Raw genomic sequence first — 26,932 nt, 5'->3', positions numbered from 1 at the left:
GTGCGGTTGGGGTCAGCAGGGGAAGGTGCCGCTGTAGAGGGCGTGTCCGTAGGAGGAGGTTCCAGAGCCGAAGCCGTAGATGCCGTCGTCGGTCCAGACCGCTTCGCGGGAGCCGTTGACGCAGGTCGAGGGCGGGGCGATCGCGAAGCCCTCCAGGTTGTCGGTCGGCATGACGGCGGGGTTGGTGTAGGTCACGTCCGGGACGATCGCGCCACTGGCGTTGATCTTCATGAAGGTGTGCGTCTCACCGCAGGTGTTGTCGCAGCTCGCGATGATGCGCTGGGTTCCGGCGTCGAACGACACATCCATCACGGATGCCTTGCCGGTGGCGATCGTGCCGAACGTGGTGAACGTTCCGTCGGAGTTGAGGCCGTAGACGTGCAGCGTGCCGTCCCACTCCAGGCCGGCGAAGAACAGGCCCGACCCGTGCAACGGGTAGTTCGCCGGGTTGTAGGCGGCATGGGTGAGCGGGTCGATCCAGCCGTTCGCCGTCAGCCAGCTGTCGGGCACGTAGCCGACACCCTCGAAGCCCAGGTTCGCGTCGTCCTTGTTGCCGGTGTTGAGCTGCGGGAACTGCGAGGTCATGTCCCACTGGTGAATCGGGGTCAGCGTCGAGCCGGTCGATGCCGGGTCGAACTCCATGATCGTGTCCTTGGGGACCGTGTTCTTGGTGTTGTCGCGCTCGGAGCTCACGTAGATGTGGCCGTTGGCGCCGACCGTCAGCCCCTCGGAGTCCGGCTCGCCGGAGCCGCCCTGGAAGCGGATCTGCTTGCCGGTCGCGCTCCACGACGGGTCCGGGATCCACTTGCCGTTGCTCTTGACCAGCTTGTACAGCCAGTTCTTGTTCTTGGCGGCCCACAGCACCGAGGGGTTGGCCGGGTCGAACGCCAGACCGCTCAGGTCACGGCCCTCCGGGCCGGTGGACGTGGTGAACGCGCAGACGTTGTCGGCGATCGTGACGTCCAGGCCGCCCGGCCACGCCGGCGTGCCCGCCGGGCGGGAACCCGTACCGGAGGGCGCCTCGGGGGCACAGTTCTTGGTGAGCGAGCCGCCGCCGCCCAACAGGTGGCCGGTGTCGCCTCCGCCCGTGCCTCCGCCGGGGTTTCCGCCCGAGCCCGAGCAGGAGTTCACGCTGCCGAGCGTGGCAGTCGTGGAAGTCTGGAACCACCCGGTGGCGTCGGCACAGCGCTCGGCGGACGGCTTGGCGCCATCGGTCGCCCAGGTCACCGAGTCGATGGTGTTGCCGTTGTTGTCGAGGAGAAAGAGCGAGTCGTTGTCACCCAGGCCGAGGGTGGAGTTGAACGTGACGTAGCCGCCCGCGGGGATGCTGGTCGCGCTCGGCGAGGAGGACGAGATCGAGGCCGGGGTGTGGCTGGTGTCGTTGTCGACGTACTTCCACGACCCGATGCTGACCGCGCTCGTTCCGCCGTTGTGCAGCTCCACGGTGTCCGAGCCGTTCGAGGTGACCTCGTTGATCCGCACCTGGCCGGCCGCCGGAACCGACGACGGGCAGCCCGCGCCGTTGGCAGCGCCGAACGTAGTCGACGCAGTCGAGGTCACCCACGCCCCGGTGCCGTCCCCGCCGCAGCGTGCCACCGCCGGCTTCGCCTTGTCGGTGGCCCACTCGACGCGGTCGACCACCGTGCCGTCGGACGTGTAGATCACCAGCTTGTCCGAGTCACCGAGCCCCTTGGGCGAGTTGAAGGTGACGAAGCCTCCCGCCGGGATCGTGGTGGAGGACGGGCTGAACGACTGCGGGGAGAAACTGTCGTCGGACATCTTCCAGCCGCTGATGCTCACGGCGGCCGATCCGGCGTTGTACAGCTCTACCGTGTCGTTGTTCGACGAGGTGACCTCGTTGATCCGAACATTCTGGTATCCGGCAGGGTCCGCGGCAGCCGCGGGCTGCGCGGCAAGCATCCCTGTGAAGACAAGTCCCGAGAACGTCAAAGACGCGGCGCATACGGAGGCGAGGCCGACACGCGAATGAGAAGTAGACACGAGGTCGAACTCTGATGATCAGACCTTGAATCGACGTGTACTCCAGTTGAATGCCGCCTACTGGTCGCCCAAATGCCATGCGTGGACGGGCACATGAGAGGCGGCGTCGGCACCGAAGCCATGGAGGATCCGGCTCGTGGAAGAAGGCGGAGTGGAACGGACGGCCTCCCGGCCGAGGATGCTGCCACTTCCCTCGCGTGTGGCGCCGGACTCGATCCCGTACGGTGCCCGCGTCGTCCTCGTCCAGTTCGTGCGTGTCCGGTTCGTGTAGCGGGCGTGCGGCGCCGACGGCCGGGACACCGGCGGTGAAGCTGTGGCGGCCGAGCAGGTTCAGGTTGCGCTGCTTGAGCGGGGAGAGCCGTGCCGGTCGAACGCGGCGCCGACGCTCGCGAACTGCGCCTGGTACTCCTCCGGGTAGAACGGCGGGAACCTCACCATGGGCGCGTCGGCGAGCACTTCCGGGTCGACGTAGTCGCAGAGGTTGCCGGTGAAGAACGAGCCGAGGCGGGTTCGCCGGCTCTCGGCTTCGCCGCCGTCTTCCGGTGCGTGGTTCACCTCGGCGAGGTCCTGGGGCGAGAGGCCGTAGTCGTCGGCCAGGATCCGGATGCGCGGGCCCGGTCAGCCTGGCGAGACAGGAGGCCTGCCACAGTTGCCGGGGATGGAACATGGGCGCCCAGTAACGGACGGTCATGGCAAGCCCCCGAGGGGATGGTTCCAGCCGCCACTTCGAAATCGATCAGGGCGGCGGTGCGGCTGTCGCGGAAGACGGCGTTGTCCGGAACACATGTTTTGACACAGCCGCGTTCGCCCTGCGCGTCGGCGTACCGGGTGCCGTTGCGGCGCCCGGCCCGCCACCGTCATCTGACATCGACGAAATCACCGGCTGCCGTGGCCGGGCCGGTTGTGGTGGTACCGGTGAAGCGGAAGCGGAAGTAACCGTCCGTTCCGGCCTTGGTGGTGGTCTTCAGCGCTCCGCTCCTGCCACTGGTGATGGTCTTCAGGGTGGTGTACGTGGTGCTGCCCTTTTTCCGGAACTGCAGTTGGACCGACCGGCCCTCGTAACCGGTGTAGGTGCCGCTTTCCCAGTTGGCGCGGGACAGCTTGCCGGTGACCGTGATGCTCTTGCCCTTCTTCACCGGCTCGGGCGAGGCGTTCACCGTCATCTTGGCGTACCGCTTGAACTTGGCTGTGGTGACGACGTCGACGGCTGTCCAGTCGTCGTCGGCGTCCTGTGCTTCGGCGAGCACCTTCCAGGTGCCGGCGAGGTCGTTGTCGTCGACGTCCCGCGCGGCGTCCACGGCGAAGCTCACCTTGCAGGTGGAGGTGGTGCGTTCGGTTGGGGACACCTTGCATGTGCCGGCCGGCGGGTAGGTCGGCAGGATGCCGTCGGCGTCGTCGGTGTTGGGGCCGTGCCACAGGTAGGCCCAGGAAGCGGCGACACCGTCCGGGTCCTTCGCTGTCCACGTGATGGTGATGGTCTTTCTGGTGGTCAGGCCGAGCACGATGTCCTCGCCGCCGTTGACGACGACCTTCGAGAACGTGGTGTCGCTGGGTGCCGCACGGTCCGCCGCTTGGGCGGGTACCGGAGTCACTGTTGCGGGGAGGGCGGTGGCAAGGAACACGGCGGCGGCGGCCGGGCGGATGCGCATGAATCCCCCTTCGGGGCGTCGGGCTCGCCATCGCCTCATGGCAAACCTGATGATGTGTGTTGCTCTCTAGACCCTTCGGGGCCGGTCGCGGTTGCCCTGATGTTCGGACCGGTATTTCACCTGCCGGCTCGGTGCGAGGTCCCGTGGTCAGTCACACCCGCGATGCCGTGCACGTGCCGTGGGCGCACACAGTCCGTCCGGAGGCAACCTGCTGGAGTCCATCGCGGCAGGGCGGGAGTGGGGCAGGCCGAGACTCTCGGTCCTCCCGAGCGATTCGGCTGACGCCCCGGCCGTCACCCCGCCTCGGACAGCGGTGACACACCGGCCCTGATGCCACCTCCCGACGCCAGCGCCCGGCGGAGCGGCAGCGCCGTGAGCAGGACGAAGACACCGAAGAGCGTGATCGGCAAGAGCCCTACCGGACGGAGGAACTGGGTGGGATGCGTCGTGACGGCGCTCCATGCGATGTTCCAGTTGCCGGCCAGGTCCGCAAGCATGACCACGGCGGCCGGTAGCGGTCCACCAGGGCGGCCACGGATCATCAAGAGTGCGACCAGCGGATCGAGCAGCAGGAGCACGTGGAAGAGCAGTTGGACGAGCATCGGTGCGTAGTGGTAGGCGTCAAGCCCGCCCCTCACCAGAAAGTACCCGTGCGCTCCCGTCCCTTCCAGAAACCCTGCCACGTACACCACCGCCGTGCACCGGACCCATACCGGCCGATCCCCCCATCGCATGGTGGTGACCCTAGTGCCGCATCGGGCAACGTTCGCCCTGTTGTGGTCCGGCGGTGTCAGCTCGTACTGAGGGGCGCTGTTTTCTCGGCGTCGAGTTGGTGGTCGGCCCAGACGTAGCTTTCGGGCAGCAATTCGGTGATACGCATGGTTCGGATGCGGTCGCCTTTGCCGACGATGACCTTGAGGGCGGGGAAGTAGTCAAGAAGGACCTGCCGGCACCGGCCGCACGGGGGAACGACCCCTCGATCGCGGTCGCCCACGGCGACGATTGTGTCCAGCTCGTAGGCGCCCTGGGCGGCTGCCGCGCCGATGAGGACCAGCTCAGCGCAGGGTCCTCCGGTGAAGTGGTAGGCGTTCACCGCGGTGATGATCCGGCCGTCCCGGGCGCGGGCTGCGGCCGCCATGGTGTGGTTGTCGCCCCGGCAGCGAGTGCGGGCGACGTGTGCTGCGGCCTCGATGAGTTCGTGGTCGTCGGGGTGGGTCTGCGTGGTCATCTTCTCTGCCTTCGTCGGATGTCAGGCGACGTTGGCCCGCGTGACGATGGTGGGCAAGCGAATATCTGCGGTGTGCTTGTTCCGCCAGATGATGCAGCGGCGGATCATGGTGCCCTGTTCCTTCTGGCTGGCATGGTCGGTGCCGTCCTGCGCGAAGTAGCGCAGGGCGGTGAACTGCGCCTCGATGCGGTGGAGCGAGGAGCTGCTGGTCGGTGTGTAGGCGAACTCGACGTTGTTGGCCGCGGCCCAGACGCCGACGCGGCGACGAAGATGACCACCTACCAGCCGACACGCCGGTCTCATGCTGAAGCCTTGGCCTCGGCCACACTGAACCACCCAGGCCGGACCTCGACCAGGAGGGGCTTCAGCGACTCCAGTGCGGATCGCAAGTCCTGCTCCGTGGGGTCATGGGGCTCAGGCAAACTCCGCCCATAGCGCGGAGGGCATGAGACAGGGTGCCCTCGATTGCTGGGCAATGGACGACCGGTCGGCGCTGAAGGTGTGCATCACCTTTTGAGCGCAGGGGCCTACGGCACGGGTGTGGGTCTCGTGCCGCGCGGCGTCTCGTGGTGTCAGGCGGCACGCTTCACGTGGCGGAGCAGCCACATCAGCAGGGCGTCCAGGTCGGCGGCGGCCGACAGGACCCGGTCGACCGCCTCGGGGGTGTGCAGCCACTCCTCGCAGCCGAGGAGACGGGCGGCGATCAGCGAACGGTGGCGCAGCAGGTTCGCACGGGGGTGGTCTGTCGGATAGCCGCGCGGGGGGCCTTTCATCACGTCCCCGGAGATCTCGTAGCCCTTCTTCTGCACGTCCTCGACGATGGCGGACAGCTCGCGGCCGCTCCCCTCGGCGGCGACAGCCTTGCGGAACACCTCCACCTGGCCGGGATCGGGGTACCACCAGGCACCCTGGATCCGCAGGCCGTCCAGGTCGAACCGGAGACCGATCTCGATCTTGCGGCCGAGTCGGATCACCGCGCCCTGGTGCTGCCACCACCAGGAGTCGGTGCGGTAGTGCCAGACGGAGAAGTCCTCGTACCGGGGGTCGGTGTCCGCGACCTCGTTCAGCAGGGCGATCATCGGTTGCCGGACCAGGCGTTCGCGGTCCGCGCGGCAGCGCTCGCGCGTCGCGTGGGTCGGTTCGCCCTGGAGCTGCCACAACACGTCCATGGCCTGCTCCGGCCAGCCGGTGAACCGTCCGCGCATGCAGGCAGGGTAGCTCACCCGTGATCCGCGCGCGGGGAGAGTGAGACGGGCAGGCAGGCGTGACCTCTCCGATCAGCACGCCTGGGCGCAGCGGTCCGACACGGACGACAGTGGGTCCATCAGCTCACATCGATGCGCGCGCGACCGACCCTCGAGGGCATGGATCGAGGTGGACCCGTAAGGTCGCACCGCGTGGAGTTCATACAGAGGGACATCGGCCTGTTCGGGTGGGCTACGGGCGGGATCTCCCGTGCGCAGGCGACGGTCTTCCGCGGTCTCCTGGAACAGTTCGGGACGGGCGAGTACGAGGAGGTCGAGGCCCGGGCGAAGGCTCTCGCGGACCGGCCGCGGCGCGTCTTCTGGAACCGAAGTCCCGAGCCGGTGTGGATGGCGAGGACGTTCGCCCTCACGGCCGCGGTACTGCACGGGCGCAGGGAGCACGTACTGCCCGAACTGGAGGCGTTGACGGAGGCGTTGCAGCAGACGAGCGGTAACGGCCGGACCCTTCTGCTGGTGGTTCGGGTCAATCGCGCGGTTGTTCTCCTCGGTCAGGAGCGGTACGCGGACGCGGAGTCCGAGGCCGCCGGCATCTTGCGTGAGGTGACCCGTCTGGCACATCTCACCCAGGTGGCGGACATCGAGCTGTCCGCTCTGGCGTGCCTGGCGGAAGCCCTGTGCGGACAGCGCCGTTTCGAGGAGGCGGAAGCGGTCGCGCGCGGCAATCTGTCCCGCGCGACGGAGAACAGAGCCGCCTCCCTGCGGTCTCTCCTGGTGCGCAGCCTGAATGGGCAGGGCCGGTACGAGGAGGCGCTCACCGAGTCCCGGCAGCCGACGCCGCCCGCGTCCCGCGCCGGGAGCGGGCAGTCGGCCATGGTCATCGCCGCGGCTCTGCACGGTCTGGGTCGCCGGGACGAAGCGGTAGTGATGGTCCGTCAATCCCTGTATGAGTGCGAGCAGTTCCTCCATCCCACCCATCCACGCATCCGCGAAGCGCGGGATTTGCTGACCCACATCACCACCGCGGGTCCTCCGCCCGAAGCCCCGGATGCGGGCGGAGGATCCTCGTAGGGCTTGGTCAGGCTCATCGGTGAGCGGTCTGCCCCGACTGATGGTCGCCATGAAATCCGAGCGATCGGCTCCAGCCGCACACGGGCACCTGGCGTGACGTCGTGCCCCCGTGAGAGGGTGGTAACAACCGTGAACAGTAGGAGAGTTGGGGTCATGGTCGAAGGGCTCGCCCGTCTGGAGTTGGAGGGCGGCGGATCGGTACTGATCGAGGCGTCACCCGAAGCAGGCGGGCCGGTGAAGGCGGGCCGCGTCACACAGACCGTCCACAACCTGCCCGTGACGCTCGAGGCGGCACTCGGACCGGTGACCGACACGGCACGCAGCGTAATGCGCCGGCTGCGGGAGGCAGGCCCCGACGAGGTGGAGGTCGAGTTCGGTGTTGATCTCGCCGTCGAGGCGGGCGCTGTGATCACGAAGACCGGCGTCGGGTGCCACCTCAAGGTGAAGATGACATGGCGTCACGAGGACGCCGGACGCCGGCGGGACGCCGCGGAGGAGTGACGCCGTGAGCGCGCCCGCCCAGGATGCCCTGCAGGAGTCGGAGCCCGGAGCCCACACGCCAGTGGTGCAGGTGCTCGACGGCGCACAGCACACGGTGGGCGCGGGTTTCCTCGTGGCGGACCGGACAGTCGTCACCTGCGCCCACGTGGTCGTCAAGGCCGGGACCGGACCCGGCGGGCGCGTCCGGCTCGCCTTCCCCCACGCACCGGGCGCCCCCGAGGCGGACGGGTATGTGCGGACCGATCAGTGGCGCGCGCCCGAGGATCTGGACATCGCCGTGGTGGAACTGGACGCCCCGCCCGCAGGGGTCCAGCCACTGCGGCTGGGTTCCGCCGAGGGGTGCCAGGGCCACCACGTGAGGTCGTTCGGGTTTCCCGCCCAGGCTCCGCCCGGCGGCCACCACGGATTCGCGGTAGCCGGTGACCTGCTGCCGCCCGGCAACGGTCAGGGATCCGACGACCCCCTGCTGCAACTGACCGCCGCCAACGACCTGACGACCGGATTCAGCGGCGCGCCCGTCGTCGACGCGATGACCGGACTTGTCATCGGGATGGTCACGGCGATCGCCGCACCCGACACCTATCTGAAGGGCCTGGGCATCGCGTACGCCACGCCCGCCCAGACGCTCCGCAAGGTGTGCACCGCGCTGCATCTGTACGACATGTGTCCCTACCGGGAACTGAAGCCCTTCGCCACAGAGCACGCCGCCTGGTTCCACGGGCGGGAGGCCGCCGTGGAGCGTGTCGTCGAGACACTGGCGGGACAGCGCCGGGCGGTCGCGCTCCTCGGGCCCTCCGGTGCGGGCAAGTCCTCACTCGTCCAGGCCGGAGTCGTCCCCGCGCTCGCCGCAGGACGACTACCGGACAGCGACCGCTGGTTGCCTGTGTCCGTACGCCCGGAACACGATCTGCTGTCCGCGCTCGAGGTTGCGGGACTGCGCGGTGTCCGTACGCAGGGGATCGCCGCCGCCGTGGAGCAACGGCTCGCCGACTGCCCTGACCACAACCGTGTCCTGCTGATAGTCGACCAGTTCGAGGAACTGCTCTCGCACACGTCGCCGGACGGGCAGACACCCGAGCCACAGCGTGCGGCCCTGCGGGGGATTGCCGCGGCGGTCACGTCCGACGCGGCCCTGACGGTGCTCCTGGTCATGCGCGATGACTTCTACCCCCGGCTGGCCGCTCTGGCCCCGGACGTCCTGGACGCCGTCGCTCCGGGCCTGTTGAGCGTGCAGGCCACGCTGAGCAAGGAGGACCTGCACGCGATCGTCACCCGCCCCGCCGAAGCGGTGGGAGCACACTTCGAGAAGGGGCTGGCCGACCGGATCGTCACCGACATCCTGGCGATCGACCCGGACGAGGCCAACGCGCAACGGGCCCCCGTCACCGTACTGCCGCTGCTCGAACTGACCCTCCACCGGCTGTGGCAGCGTCGGCGGAAGAACGACGGACACCTCACCCATCAGGCGTACCAGGCACTTGGCACAGTGTCCGGCGGCATCGCGACATGGTGCGACGACGTGGTACGCCAACTGCCCCACGAAGCCCGGCCGACCGTACGACGCATCCTCACCGCGTTGGTACGGCCCGCCGACGAGGCGCACCATATTCCGGCCGTCCGGCAACAGGTCCCGCTCGCCGTCCTCCGCGAACTGGCCGAGGACACCACGGACGCCCTTTCGGCGAAAGCCCGGGAGCAGCAGACCGAAGACGTCCTCAGGGCGCTCACGCGCGACCGCGTCGTCGTCACCCGTACCGTGCCCCTGCCGGGACGGCGCGGCGACGAGGGTGAGCCGGTGGCGGAGCTCATCCATGAAGCTCTCATCCGGGAGTGGGGGACACTGCGCGCCTGGGTGGGCAGGGACCGCGACTTCCAGGACTGGCTGCGACGCGCGCGCGAACGGTGGGCGCGCTGGCGGGAGTCGAGCAGGTCGGACGACCTCCTCGGCGGAAGTGACCTGGAAGCGGGCGCGGAGTGGTCACAGCAGCGCGGCCTGCCCGGCGACATCGCCGCGTTCCTTGCCGTGTCACGCCGGGCGGCGGCACGGCGCCGGCGCGTGCGGCGCACGGCGATCACCGTCATGGTCGCCCTGGCCCTCATCGCCTCCGGTACGGCAGTGGTCGCCTTCTTCGAGCGAGACAACGCGGTCGCCCAGCGGCACAGCGCGGTGGCCCGCCTGGTGGCGGCCGAGTCGGAACGCATGCTCGACACGAATCCCGGACTCGCCAAACAGCTGGCCCTGACCTCGTACCGGCTCGACCCCGAGACCGGCTCGGGACCGGTGCTGGCCGCGCTGGCCGCCCCCGGTGTGTTCGACAGCGTGGACGCGGTCTCCGACATGGCGCAATCCCGCGACGGGCACACCCTGGTCATGTCCACGGACAGCGGCATCGCCGTCTGGAGCGGGTCAGGTCACGCCCGGGCCCGAATCGCCGGGCCGAACGGCGGCCCGTTGGCCCTGACTCCCGACGGGCACGTGCTGGCGGCGACCACCGGTGCGGCAGCTCACACACTGCGGCTCTGGGACCTCACCGACCCGGCACACCCCCATGAGCTCAGCACACTCGGCCTCGGAGAGGACGCCGCCACCGCGCTCGCGACGAGCGCCAACGGCCGGTATCTCGCTGCGGGCACCAAAAGCGGCGCCATCGAACTGTGGGACGTGAGCGCGCCACGGGCGCCGCGTCAACTGGCCGCTCTTCCCGGTCATCACGGCGAGGTCGACTCGCTCGCCTTCTCGCCGAGCCGGCCGACCCTCGCCAGTTCCGGGGCAGACCACAAGATCCGGTTGTGGGACGTGTCGGCGTCCGGTCGACAGCCGTCCGCCACCGTCGACGGCTTCCACGGGGACACACAGCGCTCGTCGGCATACCGCCCGGTGGCGCACAGGCTCGCCTTCACCTCGGACGGCGCGATACTGGCGGCGCCCGGGGACGGGAACAACAGCGTGATGAGGTTCTGGAGCACGGTCCCCGGGAAGCCGCCGCGCCGACTCGCGGCGCCCGCGAGCAACGAGGGCCCCACCGACCTGTGTGTCGACGGCCTGCTGTCCGTCTCCTTCAGTCCTGACAACGCTGTCCTCGCGACGGTGTGCGGCGATGCGTACGGCCAAGGCCGCGACCAGTTGTGGCAGACCCACTCCATGGCGGATGTGACGCCCGTCTACACGCTCTCCGGCGTGAACGAGTCCTTCAACGGGCCCGCCCTGTTCGCGCCGAGCGGGCGTGTACTGCTGCACGCAACGGGCGCGGGCGTCCAGCAGTGGGACACCCGCGACCCCTATCAGCCGGGCGCCGCGGGCAGTTACGGAGCGCGGCCCGACGGATTCGACGTGGCCGTGGCCTTCAGCCCGGGTCGCAAGCGGCTTCTGGCCGTCGTAGGCGGTGACTCGGGCAAGGTCATCGACCTCACGGGGAAACCGCCCCACCGCGATGTCGCGCATCTCCCCGGTGGCTACATCGGTGCCGAGGCCGCGGCGTTCAGCGCGGACGGAAAGATCCTCGCCGACAGCGAGCACATCCCCGAGGGACACGACAGGACACGGCTCGTCCTGCGGCTCCGGGACGCCACCAGGGCCGGCCTTCCGGTCATCGCGACCGTCGACGGCATCGACCGGGGTGTGCACGGCCTCGCCTTCACCCCGGACAGCCACATCCTGGCCGTCGACGACAACAACGAGGACCGAAGTGCGAACAAGGGGACCGCGCCCACGGTGAAGCTGTTCGACGTGACCGAGCCCGCCCGCCCACGGCAAGTCGCGAAGGTCCCCGCCGACGCCTTCCACATCGCCCTCTCCCCCAACGGCCGCCTGCTGATCGCCGACACCGACGACGCGCTGCTGTCCTGGAACATCTCCGACCCACGCCATCCCGTCGCGCATCCCGCCCGCCGTCTGACCCCAGGGACGCAGGTGTCGACCGGCGTCTTCCGCCCGGACGGACACTGGCTCGCCGTCGGCGACTCCTCCGGCACCTTCCGCCTCTTCCGGATCGTCGACGACCGCATCGTCGGCGACCCCGCCACCTTCCACGTCAACGGCTACTCCGGCGACACCCCCGCGTTCAGTCCGGATGGCAACACGTTCGTGCTGAGCAGCGTCCCCCAGGACACACCCATCGGACAGGGCGAGGGGAACGCCCACCTCGAGATCTGGAACACCCGCAACCCAGGCGCACCCCTGTTCCAGGCGTCCTCCGCCTTCCAGCCGGACGGCGCGATCAGCGGGGGGAACGTCGCCTTCAGCGCGGACGGGGTACTGCTGGCCACCACGATCTCCCAGTCGATCGACGTGTGGAACGTCAACCCGTCCGCCAACACCGACTCGGTGTGCGCGACCGTCGGCGACGTGATCACACGCAGCCAGTGGAGCCAGTACGTGCCCCATGAGGCCTACAACCCACCGTGCGCGCGGCCGAACGCCGTGCTCCCGTACCACGCCCAGTAGCCGACGGCTGCTCCTGACCCTCCGCCGTGCCGTGCCCGCGCAGGTCCGCCGCGCGGCGGCCATGGTGGTGGTCGGCCGCGGCGGAACCGCAGTCACGCGGCGGCCCGCGACCGTACCGGCCGCTCCAGCGGTGTCAGGGGGCCTGCTGGACGTCACCCCGGGTGGAGGAGGCGACGGTACCGAGGCGGCCGAAGTCGCCGGGCGGGATGCCCGGATGGTGGTCCGCCACCGGCTCCGTGGGGGTCGCGGCGGGGCCGAGGGTGAGTCGGGAGACGATGCGGTAGCGGTCGCCGCGGTAGAGCGAGTGCACGTACTCGACGGGTCGCCCGGCCGCGTCGATGGTGAGCCGCTCTATGAGCATCGCGGGCGACAGCTCGGGCACGTCGAGGACGTCGGCCTCGGCGCGGGTGACGACGGTCGGCTCGATGGTCTGCATGGCTTCGCGGACGTGAACGTCGTGATGCCCGCGCAGGTGCTCGTAGAGGTCACCGTCCTCCAGCTCCTGGGCACTGAGGCCCGGTACGAGGTCGGCGCGGATGTGCAGATGCTCGATGGCCATCGGCGCCCCGTCGACAAGCCGGAGCCGGGCCACGTACACGATCTTCGCCGCGGGTGAAAGGCGCAGCCGGCGGCCGACGCGGGCGCCCGCCTGGATCGTGGTGAACTCCAGCAGGCGACTCGACCACGCTCCGCCCGCCTGCGGGAGCGTCATCGCCTGCTCCCGGGAGACGAGTTCCTGGGTGATCTTCTCGGGCGCGACGAACATACCGCGCCCGTGTTCGCGGACGAGAAGGCCCGCGGCGACGAGTTCGTCCACGGCGGCGCGCAGTGTCGGGCGTGACACCCCGAGGCGGGCGCTGAGCGTGCGCTCGGAGGGGATCGGGTCGCCGGGGTGCTGCGACTCGATGAGTTCGAGGATGTGGTCACGCACCCGTTCCCGCTTGAGTACCGATCCCGGTGTGCTCCCCTCGTTCGCCTCGTGTCCCTCGGCGCTCACGTTCCGCTCCCTCGCTCCGTACGACCAGTTACCTGACCAGTTGACCACGACACGGGCGAGATCGACAACCAGACTGGCAACTAGCGTGCTTTACCTGGGGGGTTGACGCACCCATTGGTCTATGCCACCTTTCTCCACCACCAGAGGTCACCTGACCAGTTCGTCAACTGGTCAGGTCCGACTCCCAGAGGTGACCCGTGAAGCTCCGCTTGCTCGCCGGCCTGTCCGCGCTCGTCGCGGCCGCCGGGCTCAGTGCCTGTAGTTCGTCCGGCTCCGACGACGGGGGGTCAGGCGGCGGTGGGCGCACCACGATCGACGTGTGGCTGATGCGCGACAGCGTGTCGGCCGCGTTCCAGAAGGAGTTCGTCAAGGGCTTCGAGACCGCGCATCCCGACATCAAGGTGCGGGTGCAGATCCAGGAGTGGGACGGGATCGGCGAGAAGGTCACGGCCGCCCTCGCCAGCAACGACGCACCCGACGTGATCGAGACCGGCAACACCCAGGTGGCCCAGTTCGCCCAGAGCGGCGGCCTGTTGGACCTGAGCGACAAGGTCAGTGACCTCGGCGGCAGCTCCTGGCTCAAGGGGCTCGCCGAACCGGGCTCCTACCAGAACAAGCAGTACGGCATCCCCTACTACGCGGCGAACCGCGTCGTGATCTACCGCAAGGACCTCTTCCAAAAGGCCGGCGTCGACGCATCGAAGATCAAGACCCGGGATCAGTGGATCAGTGCCACGCAGAAGCTCGACAAGGGTTCCCAACAGGGGATTTACCTGCCCGGGCAGAACTGGTACACCCTTTCGGGCTTCATCTGGGACGAGGGCGGCGATCTGGCCACCCAGTCCGGCGGCGACTGGAAGGGCGCGCTCGACACCCCCGAGGCGCTGCACGCGATGGACTTCTACAAGAAGCTGCAGGCGCTCGGCAAGGGACCGAAGGACTCCGACGAGGCACAGCCCCCGCAGGCCGAGGTGATGGCGAAGGGGCAGGTGGCGCAGATCATCAGCACACCCGGCGGCGCCAATGTCATCGTCCAGAACAACGCCGCCCTCGAGGGCAAGTTGGGCTTCTTCCCGATCCCCGGCAAGACCGCCGACAAGCCCGGAGCCGTGTTCACGGGCGGTTCGGATCTGGTGATCCCCGCAGTGTCGCAGCATCACGACGCGGCGTACACGTTCATCAAGGAACTGACCGGTGACGCCTGGCAGAAGAAGCTCGCCGTCGCGATGAGCTACGTGCCGAACAAGACGACTCTCGCAGGCGCGGTCGCGGCCGATCCGGGTGCTTCGGCGATGGCGGTCGGCGCCGCCGAAGGGCACGCGACGCCCAACACGCCGGGGTGGGCCGCCGTCGAGGCCAAGAACCCGATCAAGGACTACATGACGGCCGTGCTCACCGGGAAGGCGGCTGCGTCCGAGGCGACGAAGGCGTCCGAGGCCATCACACAGGCGATGAACTCCGGTTCCTGACCCCCGACCTGTCCCATGACGAAGGAAGGAGTGTGCGCCGTGTCGGTCGTTCATGAGCGGACCGCGCCCCGCCCCCTGACCCGGCCGCCCCGGCGCACACCGGGGCCGGCCCGCCGCGCCACCATGTCCGGCGCCTGGCCGTACCTACTGGTGGCACCCGCCGTCCTCGGCATGCTGTATCTGCTGGTCTATCCGCTGGCCCGGGCCGTCCTGATCTCCCTCCAGGACTTCGGGCTACGCGAACTCATCCTCGGCGACGCGCATTTCGTGGGGTTCGACAACTACCGGACCCTGCTGACGGATCCGCGCTTTTGGACCGTGGTGCGCCGCACGTTCCTGTTCATGGCGGTGAACGTCGCCCTGATCATGGTGCTCTCCACACTGGTGGCGCTGATGATCGAGCGGCTCGGGCGGCGCTGGCGCACAGCCGTGCTGAGCTCGCTCGTCCTGACGTGGGCGATGCCGGTCGTGGCGGCGACAACCGTGTTCCAGTGGCTGTTCCACTCGGAGTTCGGCATCGTCAACCATGTCCTGACGGGCCTCGGGTTCACGTCCTTCGAGGGGTATCCGTGGCTGGCGCACGGGGGCGCGGCGTTCGGGATCCTGGTGACGCTCGTGGTGTGGCAGTCGGTGCCGTTCGCGGCGATCACCCTGTACTCGGCGCTCACCACCGTGCCGTCCGAGCTGTACGAGGCCGCACGGCTCGACGGCGCGTCAGGCTTCCGCATCTTCCGGTCGGTGACCCTGCCGATCGTGCGGCCCATATTCATGCTGGTGCTCTCGCTCGAAGTCATCTGGACGTTCCGAGCGTTCGTCCAGATCTGGGTGATGACCCGCGGCGGCCCCGGCGACGCGACGACGATCCTTCCGGTGTACGCGGTCCAGACGGCGCTCGCCCAGCAGCGCTACGACCTCGGCTCCGCGGCATCGATGGTCACCGTCGTGCTCATGTCCGGGATTCTGGTCGTGTACTTCCGGCAGATGTTCCGTCAGGAGGCCGAGCTGTGAGCACCCGGCGGGCGGTGCGCCGCCTCCCCCTGCACCTGGCCGCGGCCCTCACCGTCGTGATCTGCCTCTTCCCCGTCTACTGGATGATCACGACGTCCTTCAAGCCCAACCGCGACATCCAGTCCGAGCACCCTCAACTGCTGCCGCAGACCTGGACACTCGATCACTTCAAGCGGGCGATCGACGCGGAGGGCTTTGGTCTGTTCTGGCGCAACAGCGTCCTGGTGACACTGGGCGCGGTGCTGCTCGCTCTGATCGTCGCCCTTGGCGCGTCGTTCGCCGTGGCGCGGATGCGGTGGCGGGGGCGGCGGCAGTTCATGCTGATGGTGTTCGTCGCGCAGATGGCACCGTGGGAGTCGTTGATCATCCCCGTGTACATCATCTCCCGGGACACCGACATGCTGGACCGGCTGCCGACGCTGACGCTGGTGTACTTCATGATGACGCTGCCGTTCACGATCGTGGTGCTACGGGGCTTCATCGCGACGATCCCGGCGGAGCTGGAGGAGTCGGCACAGGTCGACGGCTGCACCCGGTTCGGAGCCTTCAGGCATGTGGCGTTCCCGCTGCTCGCGCCCGGACTGATGGCGACGTCGCTGTTCGGCTACATCACGGCGTGGAACGAGTTCGCGTACGCCAACTTCCTGATCATCAAGCAGCAGGACCATCGAACGCTGCCGGTATGGCTGTCCTCGTTCCACAACACGTTCGGCACCGACTGGGGCGCCACCATGGCCGCGTCCACGCTGTTCGCCCTGCCCGCGCTCGCGGTGTTCCTGCTGCTGCAGCGGCACGTCACGTCCGGCTTCGCGGCCGGCGCCGTCAAAGGCTGACCCGCCGCCACCCAAAGGTCCCGGAGGTACGCAGTGTCCGCACCTCGCCCTGCCCTGATCCCTCAGCCCACCAACCTCGCTCACCGCCCGGGTCACTTCACACTCGACGGCACCACGTCCCTGCGCATCGCCCCCGGCGCCGAACCCGCCGCGCGCCTGCTGCGGACGGCCGTCGGACTGCCCCTCGGGCCCCGCGCGGACGGGCCGTTCGTTCTCGCGCTCGACCCGCGGCTGACCGGGCTGGGCGCGGAGGGATACGGCCTGACCGTCTCGCCGGACGCCGTCCTGCTGCGGGCGGCGCGGGTCACGGGGCTGTTGCACGGTATCCAGACCGTGCGCCAACTCCTGCCACCCGCATCCCTGTCGGGGCGACCTCCAGCCGAGCTGCGACTGCCGTGCGTGGAGATCACCGACGTGCCGCGGCACCCGTGGCGCGGGTTCATGCTCGACGTGGCCCGGCACTTCCAGCCGGTGTCGATGCTGCGCCGGTACGTCGATCTGCTCGCACTGCACAAGCTGAACGTGCTGCAGCTGCATCTCACCGACGACCAGGGCTGGCGGATGCCGGTCGCGGCGTACCCCAGGCTCACCGAGGTGGGCGGGCGGCGCGCCGAGTCGATGGTGGGGCCGGCCGGGTCAACCGTCTTCGACGGGTTGCCGCACCAAGGGTTCTACACCCGACGGGAGTTGACCGATCTGGTCGCCTACGCAGCCGGGCGCGGGATCACCGTGGTGCCGGAGATCGAGATGCCGGGGCACGCCCGCGCCGCGATCGCCGCGTACCCCGAGCTCGGGGCCGTGCCCGGGCGGCGGGTCGACGTGTGGACCCGCTGGGGGGTGTGCGACACGATCCTCGGCGTTCAGGAGCCGGTGTTCGACTTCTGCCGTGCCGTTCTCGACGAGGTGCTGGACGTCTTCCCTTCGCCGCACGTGCACATCGGCGGCGACGAATGCCCGACGACGCAGTGGGCGGCGAGTCCGGTGGCGCGGGCCCGGGCCGACGCCGAGGGCCTGGCGGGCGTGGATGCGCTGCACAGCTGGTTCCTGCGCAGGGTCGGGGCACATCTGCTGGAGCGGGGGCGCACCCCGGTGGCCTGGGCGGAGACCGGCGAGGAGCTGCCGCCGGAGTTCACCGTGATGACCTGGCGCGAACCCGAGCACACCCGGATCGCCCTCAAGCGCGGCCATACCGTCATCAGCGCCCAGCACCGCGCGGCGTACCTGGACTACGCCCAGACGGACGACCCTGACGAGCCGGCCGGACAGCCCGGCGCCGTGGTCGACCTGCCCGCGGTCCACAGCCACGACCTGCCTGAAGAGCCGGACGCCGCGGGTGACCTCGTCGGCATACAGGCCGAGTTGTGGACGGAGTTCGCCGCCACGCCCGGGCACATCGACTATCTCGCCTTCCCCCGCCTGTCCGCATTCGCTGACCGCGCCTGGCACGGCGCCGCGTCATGGCCGGACTTCCGGCGCCGGCTCGGGGCGCACTCGACTCGGCTCGACGCGCTCGGTGTGCGGTACGGCCCGCTCCATCCGTACGTCCCCATCCCCCACCGTTCCGGAAAGGAACAGTCATGAGTAGGACGACCATCGGAAGAACCCTGACCTGCGCCGTCGCCGCCGTGCTCGGGTCCGTGGGCCTCTTCGCGCTGCCCTCGACCGCCGACGCGGCGGCAGGCGACCTCACCGTCCAGTATCACACCGGGTCCACCGGCAGCGACCAGGCCGAGCCGTGGCTCAAGGTCAGGAACGCCGGCGGCTCCGCGGTGCCGCTGAGCAGTGTCAAGCTGCGCTACTACTTCAAGTCCGACACAGCAGGCACGAGTTACCGCTTCGCGTGCTCCTGGGCTGTGAAGGGCTGCGCCAACATCACCGGCACGTTCGGCACGCTGGAGCACCCGACCTCGAACGCCGACCGGTATCTGGAGATCGGTTTCACATCGGGCGCCGGCTCTCTCGCGCCCGGTGCCGACACCGGCGACCTCCAGTTGCGGTTCTACCGCTCCGACTGGCAGCCGCTGAACCAGAGCGACGACTACTCCTTCGGCGCCTCGCAGACGTCGTACGCGAACTGGTCGAAGGTCACCGCCCAGGTGGACGGTGGCGTCGTCTGGGGCACGGCACCCGAGGGCAACGACCCGACCGATCCGACCGACCCGACCGATCCGCCCACGGACCCGCCGGCCGACGGGGCGACGCTCTTCGACGACTTCAACTACTCGGCGTACAACGACCCGAGGATCTCCGCGAACGGCTGGAGCGTGCGCTCCAACTCCGGTGGTCCGGGCGTGCCGGGCGCGACCTGGGCGCCGGAGAACGTGACGTTCTCCTCCTCGGGCGGCAATTCGGTGATGAACCTGGAGACATCGACGTCCGGGACCGGCGGGAGCACAAAGCAGACCGAAGTCCTCACCAAGGCGATGAAGTTCAAGAACGGCACGTACGCAGCGCGCGTCAAATTCAACGACGCGCCCAAGAGCGGGCCCGACGGGGACCACCTCGTGCAGACGTTCTTCACCATCAACGATCTCAAGGCGCCGATGGCGGACGACTACTCGGAGTACGACTTCGAGTACCTCCCGAACGGTGGCTGGGGCGAGCCGTCGAACATCCTGTACACGACGTCCTGGGAGACCTACAACCCGGACCCGTGGCAGGCCGTCAACCAGCACACGGAGGGCCGCCAGAGCTACGCCGGCTGGCACGACCTGGTGCTCACCATCAACAACAGCTCCATCCGCTACTACGTCGACGGCCAGCTGTTCGGCACGCACGACGCCCAGTACCTGCCGGAGCGGCCGATGTCGATCAACTTCAATCAGTGGCTGATCGACTTCGGCGGGCAGAGCAGCACCAGCCCACGCGCGTACGACCAGCAGGTCGACTATGTCCTGCATATCAAGGATCAAGTGCTCACCCCTGCCCAGGTGGCGGCCAAGGTGTCCGCCTTCCGGTCGGCAGGCACCACGTTCGAGGACACGGTGCCGGCCCCCTGACCGGCATTGGGGAGTCCGCACGCTCCACGCGCGCGGACTCCCCTCTCTCCTGGGCGTTCGGCGTGCCGGAATGGAGCGGTCGTTGAGCTCTGCGTGAGTGGTGTTGGGGGGCGGCTATCCGTCGGATCTGACGGACGAACAGTGGGTGTGGGTGGAGCCGTTGCTACCGCCAGCGCGGGTAGGGCCGAGGGGCGGACGTCGGGAGAAGCACCCACGTCGGCGGATCGTGGACGCGCTCTTCTACGTGGTGCGGACCGAGTGCCCCTGGCGGCAGCTGCCGAAGGACTTCCCGCCCGGGCTGACTGTGTACTGGTACTTCACCTGGTGGCACGACGACGGCAGCGTCGAACACGTCCACGACGTCCTGCGCGGCAGGGTCCGTGAGGCCGACGGCCGAAAGGCAGAGCGCAGGACTGATCGACTCGCAATCTGTCCGCACCGCCGACACCGTCCCGGCGGCCACCAAGGGCTTCGACGCGGGCAAGAAGGTCAAGGGCCGCAAGAGGTTGCTGGTAACCGACACCCTCGGCCTGCTCGTCGCGATCCATGTCGTCGCGGCCAGTGTCCAGGATCGGGATGGCGCAAAGCGGTCGTTGCTGTGGACTCGTCTCGACCATCCGCAGATTCGGAAGATCTGGGCGGGCCAGGGCTTCGCCAGCCGCTTGTTGACTGGACCGCCCAGATGCTCGGCCGCGAGCTGGACATCGTCCGCAAGGATCCTGGCCAGTGTGGCTTCCAGGTCCAGCCCAAGCGCTGGGCGATCGAACACCTTCTCGTGGCTTACTGCTCATCGCCGCCTCGCCAGGGACTACGAGACCAGCCCGGCCCGTTCCGAGACCATGATCCGCTGGGCAGCGATCGGCCTCATGGTCCGCCGCCCCACCCGCGGCCGACCGGCGACACGGCAGGGCCCGCGCCCGCTTGCGCGAGAGGTTTCATAGATACGCCGGTCTGCCCGCCCATGGGTAACTTCCCGGATCAGCGCGCTACTGATTCAGGAACCGCTGAACCTTCTGTTGCAGGTCAGGTGGCAGGTCGATCAACTCCGAGACGATCGCGCGAGGCTCTCGGCCGAGTCCGGAAGACTCGGCCCAGACGGTTGGGTTCCTGGTGAGGACCGCGGACAGCAGATCACCTTCGTACATGTCACCTTCCGCCATCGGGTTGTCCCGCAGTACCTTGAGGGCCAGGGCAGCCCTATGTCCTGCCCGATCAACAGACGCATGTCCTCGACTGCCAGCTCGCCGATCGGCCGACGCCGCAAGGCGTGCGCAGTAGCGACAAGACGCGTGGTATCGGCCGACGGGGCTGGCCAGCGGTCGCGTTCAAGCTCTTCAAGGGAGCGGTCACAGTTGGGGGGTCGCGTCACCGCCCGATTGTCCTACGACGAGATCTGAACGCGGTCTCAGGCTTGACGTACGGGTCGACGTCGCCGCCCCTGTTGGGGTAGGGACGAAGTTGAACACTGTGCTGGAATGGGAAACGTTCACCGTTCGATCCCTCTTCGGCGCCTGTGAGCTGTGCGAACGTCTCGTCGGCGTCGAGGACAATCCAACTAGTCGATCTTGAAATCTGAGAAGGCATCAGCCTTGCTCCTACGAGACGGACTGTGCTACGAGTTCACGCCGCCCAGCACTCTCGCGGTTTGACAAACGGCATCAGGAATCGATGTTGAGCCGTCCCGAGCGGAATGGTTCGACCTGGTGGGGCAGGTCGACGAAGCCTGCGGCGGCCAGCGCTTCAGCGAGGGAGGGCAATGCCGCGGTCCGGGTTACGAGGGCCGGATCCACCTCGACGTGGGCCCGGTCTCCAAGGTCGCGGACCCGAAGGTCCGTGACCTGCAGTCCGGCCTCGGCCAGCAAGGCCCGTATGGCCGCCTCGGCGCGGTCGACGCGGGCCAGGCGGTAAGGGGTGACCTCGATGCCGTAGCGAACGCGGCTGGCAAGACAAGGAGTCGCCGGTTTGTTCCAGGTTGGCAGCGACCAGTGCCTGCTGAGTCGGCGTACGTCCGCCTTCGTCAGGCCGGCGTCGAGGAGGGGCGTTCGGATGCCGCGTTCGCGTCCGGCGCGGATGCCCGGCCGGTAGGGGTCTGCGGCGTCGTCCACATTGGTGCCGGTGGCCACCATCTCGAGGCCCTGCTGGTGGGCAAGTGCGGCGATGGTGTCCAGCACCTCAGACTTGCAGAAGTAGCAGCGGTCGGGACCGTTGGCTCGGTAACCGGGTTGCGCCAACTCATATGTGCGCGCCGCGAGATGGGTGACCCCGAGCTCGTCGGCGAGGCGCCGGGCGTGGGAAAGCTCCCCGCCGGCCAGGCTCTCCGACACGGCGGTGACGGCCAGGACTCGCTGGGGCCCCAGCACACGTACAGCCGCGGCAAGGACTAGGGCGGAGTCGGCGCCGCCTGAGTAGGCGACGGCGATGGGGCCCCCGAGCACACGCACACGGTCCTCGAGCCGGTGCTCCAAGGTGTCATCACTCGGCACGTTCTTCCTCCTGACTCGTCACCATCGTTTTTCCTCGGCTGAGACGAAGGGCGCGCGCGGCGACGGCACGCAAGGGCAGATCCAGGGCCGACGCTGCGGCCGCTACGTCGTCGTGCTCGGGCTTGGCTGCGTACGGACCGTGTTTGATCCGTACGACGTGTCCGGCGACCTCCACGGTCTCGAAGGCGCGCGGCAGCGTCGTGCGTGTTGCGCCGACGCGCCGGATGCCGAGGGCGCCGGTCTCAGCCAAGACCAGATCCCGCAGCCGTCGTTCGTGGTGCGGGGTGGTGAGGACGTGCAGGATCTGTGCGGGTCTGCCTTTCTTCATCACCGCAGGGGTCGTCCAAGCGTCGAGGGCACCGGCGTCCATCGCCCTTGTGATGACGTGCCCGAGTAGTTCGCCGGTGACGTCGTCAAGGTTGGTCTCCAGAACGACCACGTCCTCGTCCGGTGCGGATGGAAGGGGGGCACCGAGGCTGACGGAAACGACGTTGGGCCGGTCGGGCAGGCGGCGGGTGCCTGCGCCGTAGCCGGTGGCGCCCAGCGTCATGGGCGGCGGTGGGCCGTATCGGGCTCCGGCAGCGTGGAGCAGCGCGGCCCCGGTGGGTGTCACCGTTTCGCCGGGCAGGTCGCTGCCCGTGACAGCCGCTCCCCTCAGGAGGGCGAGGGTAGCCGGCGCGGGGCAGGGCAGGACGCCGTGTGCGCTCTTCACTCGGCCCCGGCCGAGTGGCAGGGGTGCGCTGATGACGTCAGTGACGCCGAGGGCGTGCAGGGCCGCGGCGCTGCCGACGATGTCGACGAGGGTGTCGTGGCCGCCGAGTTCGTGCAGGTGGACGGTGGTCGGGTCGGCATCGTGCAGCTGCCCCTCCACCTGGGCGACGGCGGACACAGCGGCGACGGCGAGGGCCGCGACGGGCTGGGGGGCTGCCCGGGAGGCCATCTCCAGTACCTCGGCGGCACGGCGCTCAGTGCAGGGGTCGGTGACCTCCACCCGGACCCGGGTGGCGGTCAGTCCGTGGTCGGTAATGCGTTCGGCGGTCAGGTCCCAGCCGGTCAGGCCGGTGGCGGCGACAGCGGCCCGTATCCGGTCGAGCGGTGCCCCCGCATCGATCAGGGCGGCCAGCAGCATGTCCCCGGCCAGTCCGGTGAACGGGTTGACCCAGCAGATCACTCGGTGCCTCCGTGGTCTGCTGTCAGCCGGGCATGGGCGATGCGGTGGATCGCCATGGCCGCCGAGAAACCGGAGTCGATGTTGACCACGGTCACCCCGGCGGCGCAGGAGGCGTGCATAGCGAGGAGTGCGGTGACGCCCTCCAGCGAGGCGCCGTATCCCGTGGAGACGGGCACCGCGACAACGGGGGCGCGGACCAGGCCGCCGACGACACTGGCGAGGGCGCCTTCCATGCCGGCCACCACGATGACCGCGTCGGCGTCCTGGAGCCGGCCGCGCACCTGCAGGACGCGGTCGAGTCCCGCCACCCCCACGTCGTGGACGACCGTCGTGTCCAGTCCGATGGCCGAGGCCACAGCAGCGGCTTCGGTGGCCACCGGACCGTCGGACGTTCCGGCGGCCACCACCATGACGGAGAAGTGCCCGGCGGCGGCTGGCCGCCAGGACAGCAGTCGGGCCTTCTCGTCATACACCCCGCCGTCCACCCGCCCCAGGACTGCCTCCGCCGCATCGGGGGCGATGCGGGTGGCGAGCACGGGCCCGGTGTTGTGTTCCAGGAGTCCGGTGACGATTCCGGCTATCTGTTCCACGCTCTTGCCGGGGCCGTAGACGACCTCGGGCAGCCCCTGCCTCGCCTCACGGCCGAGGTCGAGCCGTGCGTATCCCAGGTCCAGCACCTCGTTCACGGCCGCCCCTGTTCGATGTACGGAATGGTCTGCGGACCTTCCGGCAGGACGCAGAGGCGGGCGTCCGGGCCCACGGCGGCCAGCGTCTCCGCCACGGTGGCGGAGATGTCGTGGGTCTGCCGCAAATGGGCTGTGGCCAGCTCTGCGTCGCTGAGGAAGGAGGTGTGCATGATGACTTGGCTGCCCGACTGGATACGGGCCTGGATCTGCACCTGCCACTGGTCCGGAATCGTTTCGGTCCGGGCGCTTATGTCGGCGAACAGCGCCTGTGGGGACGGCGCGGAGGCCAGCACCCGCCGGTACGCGCCATGGTCGGGGAAGCCGTCACGGCACTCGGCCGCGCACACGATCACCCCCCCGGGCCGAACCACCTGGTAGGCCGCTGACATCCCCTTGACCGCCTGGTACAGGTTCTGATCCAGCGGGAAGCCGGAGTTGGTGGTGACGACAACGTCGAACGGCGCCTCGACCGGGCGCATCGCCATCCGCTTGGCCGTGGCCGTCGCCGCGGTGTGCATCGGCAGCAGGTCGCCGCCGAATGCGGCCACGATGTCCTTGTCCCGGTTGAGCACCACGTCCAGCGCGAAGGTGACGCCGGTGGCTTCGGCGATGGCGCGCACGTCGTCGTGGACCGGGTTTCCGTGCGTGATACCCCAGGTGGCGCACGGGTCGCCGATGCGGGCCGCGTCATGCAGCACGAGCACCGTTTCCAGGGCGGCGAGCCCGGGGGCGACGAGCTTGGGACCGCCCGAGAAACCTGCGAAGAAATGGGGTTCGACGAAGCCGGTGGTGATGCGCACGTCCGCCTCCCACCACTCGCGGTTGAGCCACACTGGTACGCCGTTGCCATATGTGCCGATCCACGCCAACTGCCCGGCATCGCGTGCGTCGTGGTTGACGATCCGTACCGCGTCCACGATCCCGTCGCCGAACATCGCCCGTAGCTCGGAGTCGTCGTTGCCGCGGTGGGTGCCGGTCGCGACGAGGATCACCACGTCCTCAAGGCGGACGACGCCGTCGAGTTCGTCGAGGACGGCCGGGATCATCAGGTGCCGGGGCTGCGGGCGGGTGCCGTCGCATGCCGAGATGGCCACCGTCTGCCCCGGGCGCACCCGCTCGCGCAGCGGCGGTCCAGCGACGGGGTCTCGCAGGGCCGCGCGCAGGACGGCCACTTGATCCGCGGCCCCTTCGTGGTGGACGGGTTCGACGACCGTCGCCGCACGCGGATCCACCTCGATGTCAAGCCCTGACCGCCCGTAGGCGAGGCGCACCTTCACCGGGCCAACCCCAAAGGACCTCCGTCACCGGCTCGCCCTCGCCCGTCCCTCTCGCCCAGTCCGTAGGCGCGCTCGGCCGTCACGGCAAAGACGTGGGAACGCTCGGCTGCGGTGAGCTCGGCGGGCAGTGCCTCCGCCGCGTCGACGCCCTCCTCGTAGGAGGCGGCCAGCAGGCAGACCGGCCAGTCCGAGCCGAACATCACCCGCTCCGGGCCGAAGGCGTCGAGCAACACGTCGGCGTAGGGACGCAAGGCGGCCACGCTCCACTGGTGCCATTCGGCCTCGGTGACCATGCCGGACAGCTTGCAGAAAACATTGGTCAGCGCCGTCAGTTCACGGATCAACGAGGCCCAGGGCTGCAGTTCGCCCCTGGGTATGGGCGGCTTGGACAGATGATCGAGGACGAACGTGAGCTCCGGCAGTTCCCTGACGGCGGTGACGGCGGCGAGCAGTTGGTGCGCAACGACGAGCACGTCATAGGTGAGGCCAGCCTGCGCGACCGTGCGCAGCCCCCGGCGCACGTCCGGCCGGTTCAGCCAGCCCCAGTCCGGCTCACCCTGCACCAGGTGTCTCAGGCACACCAGATGGTCACCGCCGGGCGCCGCCCGCAGGGCGTGCAGAGTGCCGGCGAGGTCGTTCGAGGTGAGGTCGGCCCAGCTCACGACTCCCGCGACCACATCGCCCGCTGCGGCCAGCATCAGGAACTCGGCGGTCTCGTGGATGTCGGGCAGGACCTGGACCAGGACCGTACGGTCGATGCCCGCGGCCAGGGCTACCGGCGCCAGGTCCGCCAAGGTGAAGTCCCGCCGTAGCGGGGCCATGCCGGGAGCGTCGAGCCACTCGTGTACACGGTGCCGCGGGCCCGGGCCCGTGGCGGACGGTGGGGCCGATGCCGGCCGCCGGACATGGTGGTGTGCGTCGAGCCTGCTCATCGTCCGTCCTGTTCGAGGGCATCGAGCGCCGCCCACAGCTCTTCGGGGATCGTCGCGGTGGCATGCGCGACGTTCACGGTGATCTCCTGCGCGCTGCGCGCCCCGACGACGACACCGGTGACAGCGGGGTGCCGCAGGGGGAACTGCAGGGCCGCGGCGGCCAGTGCCACGCCGTGGGCCGCGCAGCGCTCGCTCAGAGCGAGGGCGTGGCACCGCACCGCTTCTGGGGCCGGCGCGTAGTCGTACGTGGCATCGGCTCCCAGATTCGCCAGGATGCCACTGTTGAAGACACCGCCGACCAGGACCGCCACCTCGCGTTCGGCGCACGCGGGCAGCAACTCGTCGGCCGCGCTGCGATCCAGCAGGGAGTAACGGCCGGCCACGAGCACGCAGTCGAGGTCCGTGTCGGTCACGAAGCGGGTGAGCATCGCCGTCTGGTTCATCCCCACGCCGATCGCCCGGACCGCTCCTTCGGCGCGCAGCCGGGCCAGCGCCGGGTAAGCGCCGGTGACGGCCTCCTTCCAGTTGTCGTCCGGGTCGTGGATGAGCACGATGTCGAAGGCGTCGAGGCCGGAGCGCTCCAGGCTCTCGGCGAGGGAGCGGTAGACGCCTTCGGTGCTGTAGTCGCGGATCCTGACAAGGCCGGGTTCGCCGTGGAAGTCCTCTTCTCCCAAAATGGCGTCGCCCGGCACGAGCAGTCGGCCGACCTTGGTGGACACCGTGCATTCCGAGCGCGGGTGCCCGGTGCCGGTGAGGAATGCTCCGAGCCGCCGCTCGGCGAGCCCGGCACCGTAGTGCGGGGCGGTGTCGAAGTACCGGATCCCGGCCGCCCAAGCGGCCTCCAACGTGGCGGCGGCCTCTCGGTCGCCGACGGCCGAGAACAGACCGCCCAGCGGAGCGGTGCCCAGCCCGAGGCGGCTGACCGTCACTCCGGAGCGTCCTAGGGGGACCCGTTCGGCGTACCAGGGGCGAACCGCGGAG

Annotated in this window: 22 protein-coding genes and 3 pseudogenes; 10 read left to right on the top strand and 15 right to left on the bottom strand. The window is 69.2% G+C overall.

Features of this window, described 5'->3' with window-relative positions; all coding sequences use genetic code 11:
* Positions 1–12 precede the first annotated feature (12 nt).
* The 7 genes and pseudogenes from ACSHXN_RS36295 to ACSHXN_RS36265 all read right to left on the bottom strand — a co-directional run bounded on the left by ACSHXN_RS36295 (position 13) and on the right by ACSHXN_RS36265 (position 6,083).
* Positions 13–1,920 carry a lamin tail domain-containing protein gene (locus tag ACSHXN_RS36295; protein ID WP_438305203.1) on the bottom strand — a complete coding sequence of 636 codons (1,908 nt, stop codon included), beginning with the start codon at positions 1,918–1,920 and terminating at the stop codon, positions 13–15.
* A gap of 411 nt (positions 1,921–2,331) precedes the next feature.
* Positions 2,332–2,457, bottom strand: a complete 126-nt coding sequence (locus tag ACSHXN_RS36290) for a hypothetical protein (protein ID WP_438306523.1) — start codon at positions 2,455–2,457, stop codon at positions 2,332–2,334.
* Positions 2,458–2,858: 401 nt separating this feature from the next.
* Positions 2,859–3,650 carry a hypothetical protein gene (locus tag ACSHXN_RS36285; protein ID WP_438305200.1) on the bottom strand — a complete coding sequence of 264 codons (792 nt, stop codon included), beginning with the start codon at positions 3,648–3,650 and terminating at the stop codon, positions 2,859–2,861.
* 293 nt (positions 3,651–3,943) lie between these two features.
* Positions 3,944–4,384 (bottom strand): hypothetical protein, encoded by a 441-nt coding sequence (locus ACSHXN_RS36280; protein WP_383358062.1) that lies wholly within the window; start codon positions 4,382–4,384, stop codon positions 3,944–3,946.
* A 56-nt stretch (positions 4,385–4,440) separates the two neighbouring features.
* Positions 4,441–4,878: a cytidine deaminase gene (locus ACSHXN_RS36275; RefSeq protein ID WP_356296455.1), complete on the bottom strand. Its 438-nt coding sequence runs from the start codon at positions 4,876–4,878 to the stop codon at positions 4,441–4,443.
* A gap of 21 nt (positions 4,879–4,899) precedes the next feature.
* Positions 4,900–5,142: pseudogene (locus ACSHXN_RS36270) on the bottom strand (transposase); the annotation flags it as partial.
* A 308-nt stretch (positions 5,143–5,450) separates the two neighbouring features.
* Positions 5,451–6,083 (bottom strand): DUF2461 family protein, encoded by a 633-nt coding sequence (locus tag ACSHXN_RS36265; protein ID WP_355140238.1) that lies wholly within the window; start codon positions 6,081–6,083, stop codon positions 5,451–5,453.
* A 192-nt stretch (positions 6,084–6,275) separates the two neighbouring features.
* On the opposite strand from ACSHXN_RS36265, the gene ACSHXN_RS36260 reads away from it, so the two are divergent.
* The 3 genes from ACSHXN_RS36260 to ACSHXN_RS36250 all read left to right on the top strand — a co-directional run bounded on the left by ACSHXN_RS36260 (position 6,276) and on the right by ACSHXN_RS36250 (position 12,096).
* Positions 6,276–7,151, top strand: coding sequence for a tetratricopeptide repeat protein (locus tag ACSHXN_RS36260; protein WP_438305197.1), 876 nt, complete (start codon positions 6,276–6,278; stop codon positions 7,149–7,151).
* Positions 7,152–7,304: 153 nt separating this feature from the next.
* Positions 7,305–7,652, top strand: a complete 348-nt coding sequence (locus tag ACSHXN_RS36255) for a CU044_2847 family protein (protein ID WP_355140240.1) — start codon at positions 7,305–7,307, stop codon at positions 7,650–7,652.
* Between the two features lie 4 nt (positions 7,653–7,656).
* Complete coding sequence (locus ACSHXN_RS36250; RefSeq protein WP_438305194.1) at positions 7,657–12,096, top strand: nSTAND1 domain-containing NTPase; 4,440 nt, start codon at positions 7,657–7,659, stop codon at positions 12,094–12,096.
* A 133-nt stretch (positions 12,097–12,229) separates the two neighbouring features.
* On the opposite strand, the gene ACSHXN_RS36245 is transcribed toward ACSHXN_RS36250, so the two are convergent.
* A complete protein-coding gene (locus ACSHXN_RS36245) occupies positions 12,230–13,093 on the bottom strand; it encodes a GntR family transcriptional regulator (protein WP_355140242.1) in 864 nt (287 codons plus the stop codon).
* A gap of 197 nt (positions 13,094–13,290) precedes the next feature.
* On the opposite strand from ACSHXN_RS36245, the gene ACSHXN_RS36240 reads away from it, so the two are divergent.
* From ACSHXN_RS36240 to ACSHXN_RS36210, 7 genes and pseudogenes are all read left to right on the top strand, one after another.
* Entirely contained in the window at positions 13,291–14,562 is a 1,272-nt protein-coding gene (locus tag ACSHXN_RS36240) for an extracellular solute-binding protein (RefSeq protein WP_355140243.1), read from the top strand.
* A 39-nt stretch (positions 14,563–14,601) separates the two neighbouring features.
* Positions 14,602–15,570: a carbohydrate ABC transporter permease gene (locus tag ACSHXN_RS36235; protein WP_438305190.1), complete on the top strand. Its 969-nt coding sequence runs from the start codon at positions 14,602–14,604 to the stop codon at positions 15,568–15,570.
* The gene (locus ACSHXN_RS36230) at positions 15,567–16,403 is read left to right on the top strand and encodes a carbohydrate ABC transporter permease (RefSeq protein WP_355140245.1); all 837 of its coding nucleotides are present in this window, start codon (positions 15,567–15,569) and stop codon (positions 16,401–16,403) included. Before ACSHXN_RS36235 ends, ACSHXN_RS36230 begins: the two co-directional genes overlap by 4 nt.
* A 33-nt stretch (positions 16,404–16,436) precedes the next feature.
* The gene (locus tag ACSHXN_RS36225; protein ID WP_356108680.1) at positions 16,437–17,984 is read left to right on the top strand and encodes a beta-N-acetylhexosaminidase; all 1,548 of its coding nucleotides are present in this window, start codon (positions 16,437–16,439) and stop codon (positions 17,982–17,984) included.
* A complete protein-coding gene (locus ACSHXN_RS36220) occupies positions 17,981–19,402 on the top strand; it encodes a cellulose binding domain-containing protein (protein ID WP_438305187.1) in 1,422 nt (473 codons plus the stop codon). Before ACSHXN_RS36225 ends, ACSHXN_RS36220 begins: the two co-directional genes overlap by 4 nt.
* Positions 19,403–19,499: 97 nt before the next feature.
* Positions 19,500–19,700: pseudogene (locus tag ACSHXN_RS36215) on the top strand (transposase); the annotation flags it as partial.
* Between the two features lie 82 nt (positions 19,701–19,782).
* Complete coding sequence (locus tag ACSHXN_RS36210; RefSeq protein WP_355140248.1) at positions 19,783–20,343, top strand: transposase; 561 nt, start codon at positions 19,783–19,785, stop codon at positions 20,341–20,343.
* A 45-nt stretch (positions 20,344–20,388) separates the two neighbouring features.
* On the opposite strand, the pseudogene ACSHXN_RS36205 reads toward ACSHXN_RS36210, so the two are convergent.
* The 7 genes and pseudogenes from ACSHXN_RS36205 to ACSHXN_RS36175 form a co-directional block, all read right to left on the bottom strand.
* A pseudogene (locus ACSHXN_RS36205) lies at positions 20,389–20,771 on the bottom strand (contact-dependent growth inhibition system immunity protein).
* A gap of 289 nt (positions 20,772–21,060) precedes the next feature.
* On the bottom strand, positions 21,061–21,885 hold the full coding sequence (gene larE, locus ACSHXN_RS36200) for an ATP-dependent sacrificial sulfur transferase LarE (RefSeq protein ID WP_355140249.1): 825 nt from the start codon (positions 21,883–21,885) through the stop codon (positions 21,061–21,063).
* Positions 21,875–23,056 carry a nickel pincer cofactor biosynthesis protein LarC gene (gene larC / locus ACSHXN_RS36195; protein WP_355140250.1) on the bottom strand — a complete coding sequence of 394 codons (1,182 nt, stop codon included), beginning with the start codon at positions 23,054–23,056 and terminating at the stop codon, positions 21,875–21,877. The genes larE and larC overlap by 11 nt, the downstream gene beginning before the upstream one ends.
* Positions 23,053–23,742 (bottom strand): nickel pincer cofactor biosynthesis protein LarB, encoded by a 690-nt coding sequence (gene larB, locus ACSHXN_RS36190; RefSeq protein WP_355140251.1) that lies wholly within the window; start codon positions 23,740–23,742, stop codon positions 23,053–23,055. Before larB ends, larC begins: the two co-directional genes overlap by 4 nt.
* The gene (gene larA / locus ACSHXN_RS36185; RefSeq protein ID WP_355140252.1) at positions 23,739–25,019 is read right to left on the bottom strand and encodes a nickel-dependent lactate racemase; all 1,281 of its coding nucleotides are present in this window, start codon (positions 25,017–25,019) and stop codon (positions 23,739–23,741) included. Before larA ends, larB begins: the two co-directional genes overlap by 4 nt.
* On the bottom strand, positions 25,016–25,951 hold the full coding sequence (locus tag ACSHXN_RS36180) for an amidohydrolase family protein (RefSeq protein WP_355140253.1): 936 nt from the start codon (positions 25,949–25,951) through the stop codon (positions 25,016–25,018). Before ACSHXN_RS36180 ends, larA begins: the two co-directional genes overlap by 4 nt.
* Positions 25,948–26,880: an aldo/keto reductase gene (locus tag ACSHXN_RS36175; protein WP_355140254.1), complete on the bottom strand. Its 933-nt coding sequence runs from the start codon at positions 26,878–26,880 to the stop codon at positions 25,948–25,950. The genes ACSHXN_RS36180 and ACSHXN_RS36175 overlap by 4 nt, the downstream gene beginning before the upstream one ends.
* Positions 26,881–26,932 lie beyond the last annotated feature (52 nt).

Source organism: Streptomyces sp. HUAS TT11 (genome assembly GCF_051553595.1).
GTDB lineage: Bacteria > Actinomycetota > Actinomycetes > Streptomycetales > Streptomycetaceae > Streptomyces.
This window is presented reverse-complemented; position numbering and strand designations above follow the sequence as displayed.

Excerpts from the sequence above, each read along its gene's own strand:
- ACSHXN_RS36295 (WP_438305203.1), bottom strand. The coding sequence starts at position 1,920 with ATGCTTGCCGCGCAGCCCGCGGCTGCCGCGGACCCTGCCGGATACCAG.
- ACSHXN_RS36180 (WP_355140253.1), bottom strand. The coding sequence starts at position 25,951 with ATGAGCAGGCTCGACGCACACCACCATGTCCGGCGGCCGGCATCGGCC.
- ACSHXN_RS36285 (WP_438305200.1), bottom strand. The coding sequence starts at position 3,650 with ATGCGCATCCGCCCGGCCGCCGCCGCCGTGTTCCTTGCCACCGCCCTC.
- ACSHXN_RS36265 (WP_355140238.1), bottom strand. The coding sequence starts at position 6,083 with ATGCGCGGACGGTTCACCGGCTGGCCGGAGCAGGCCATGGACGTGTTG.
- ACSHXN_RS36275 (WP_356296455.1), bottom strand. The coding sequence starts at position 4,878 with ATGACCACGCAGACCCACCCCGACGACCACGAACTCATCGAGGCCGCA.
- ACSHXN_RS36255 (WP_355140240.1), top strand. The coding sequence starts at position 7,305 with ATGGTCGAAGGGCTCGCCCGTCTGGAGTTGGAGGGCGGCGGATCGGTA.
- ACSHXN_RS36220 (WP_438305187.1), top strand. The coding sequence starts at position 17,981 with ATGAGTAGGACGACCATCGGAAGAACCCTGACCTGCGCCGTCGCCGCC.
- ACSHXN_RS36280 (WP_383358062.1), bottom strand. The coding sequence starts at position 4,384 with ATGCGATGGGGGGATCGGCCGGTATGGGTCCGGTGCACGGCGGTGGTG.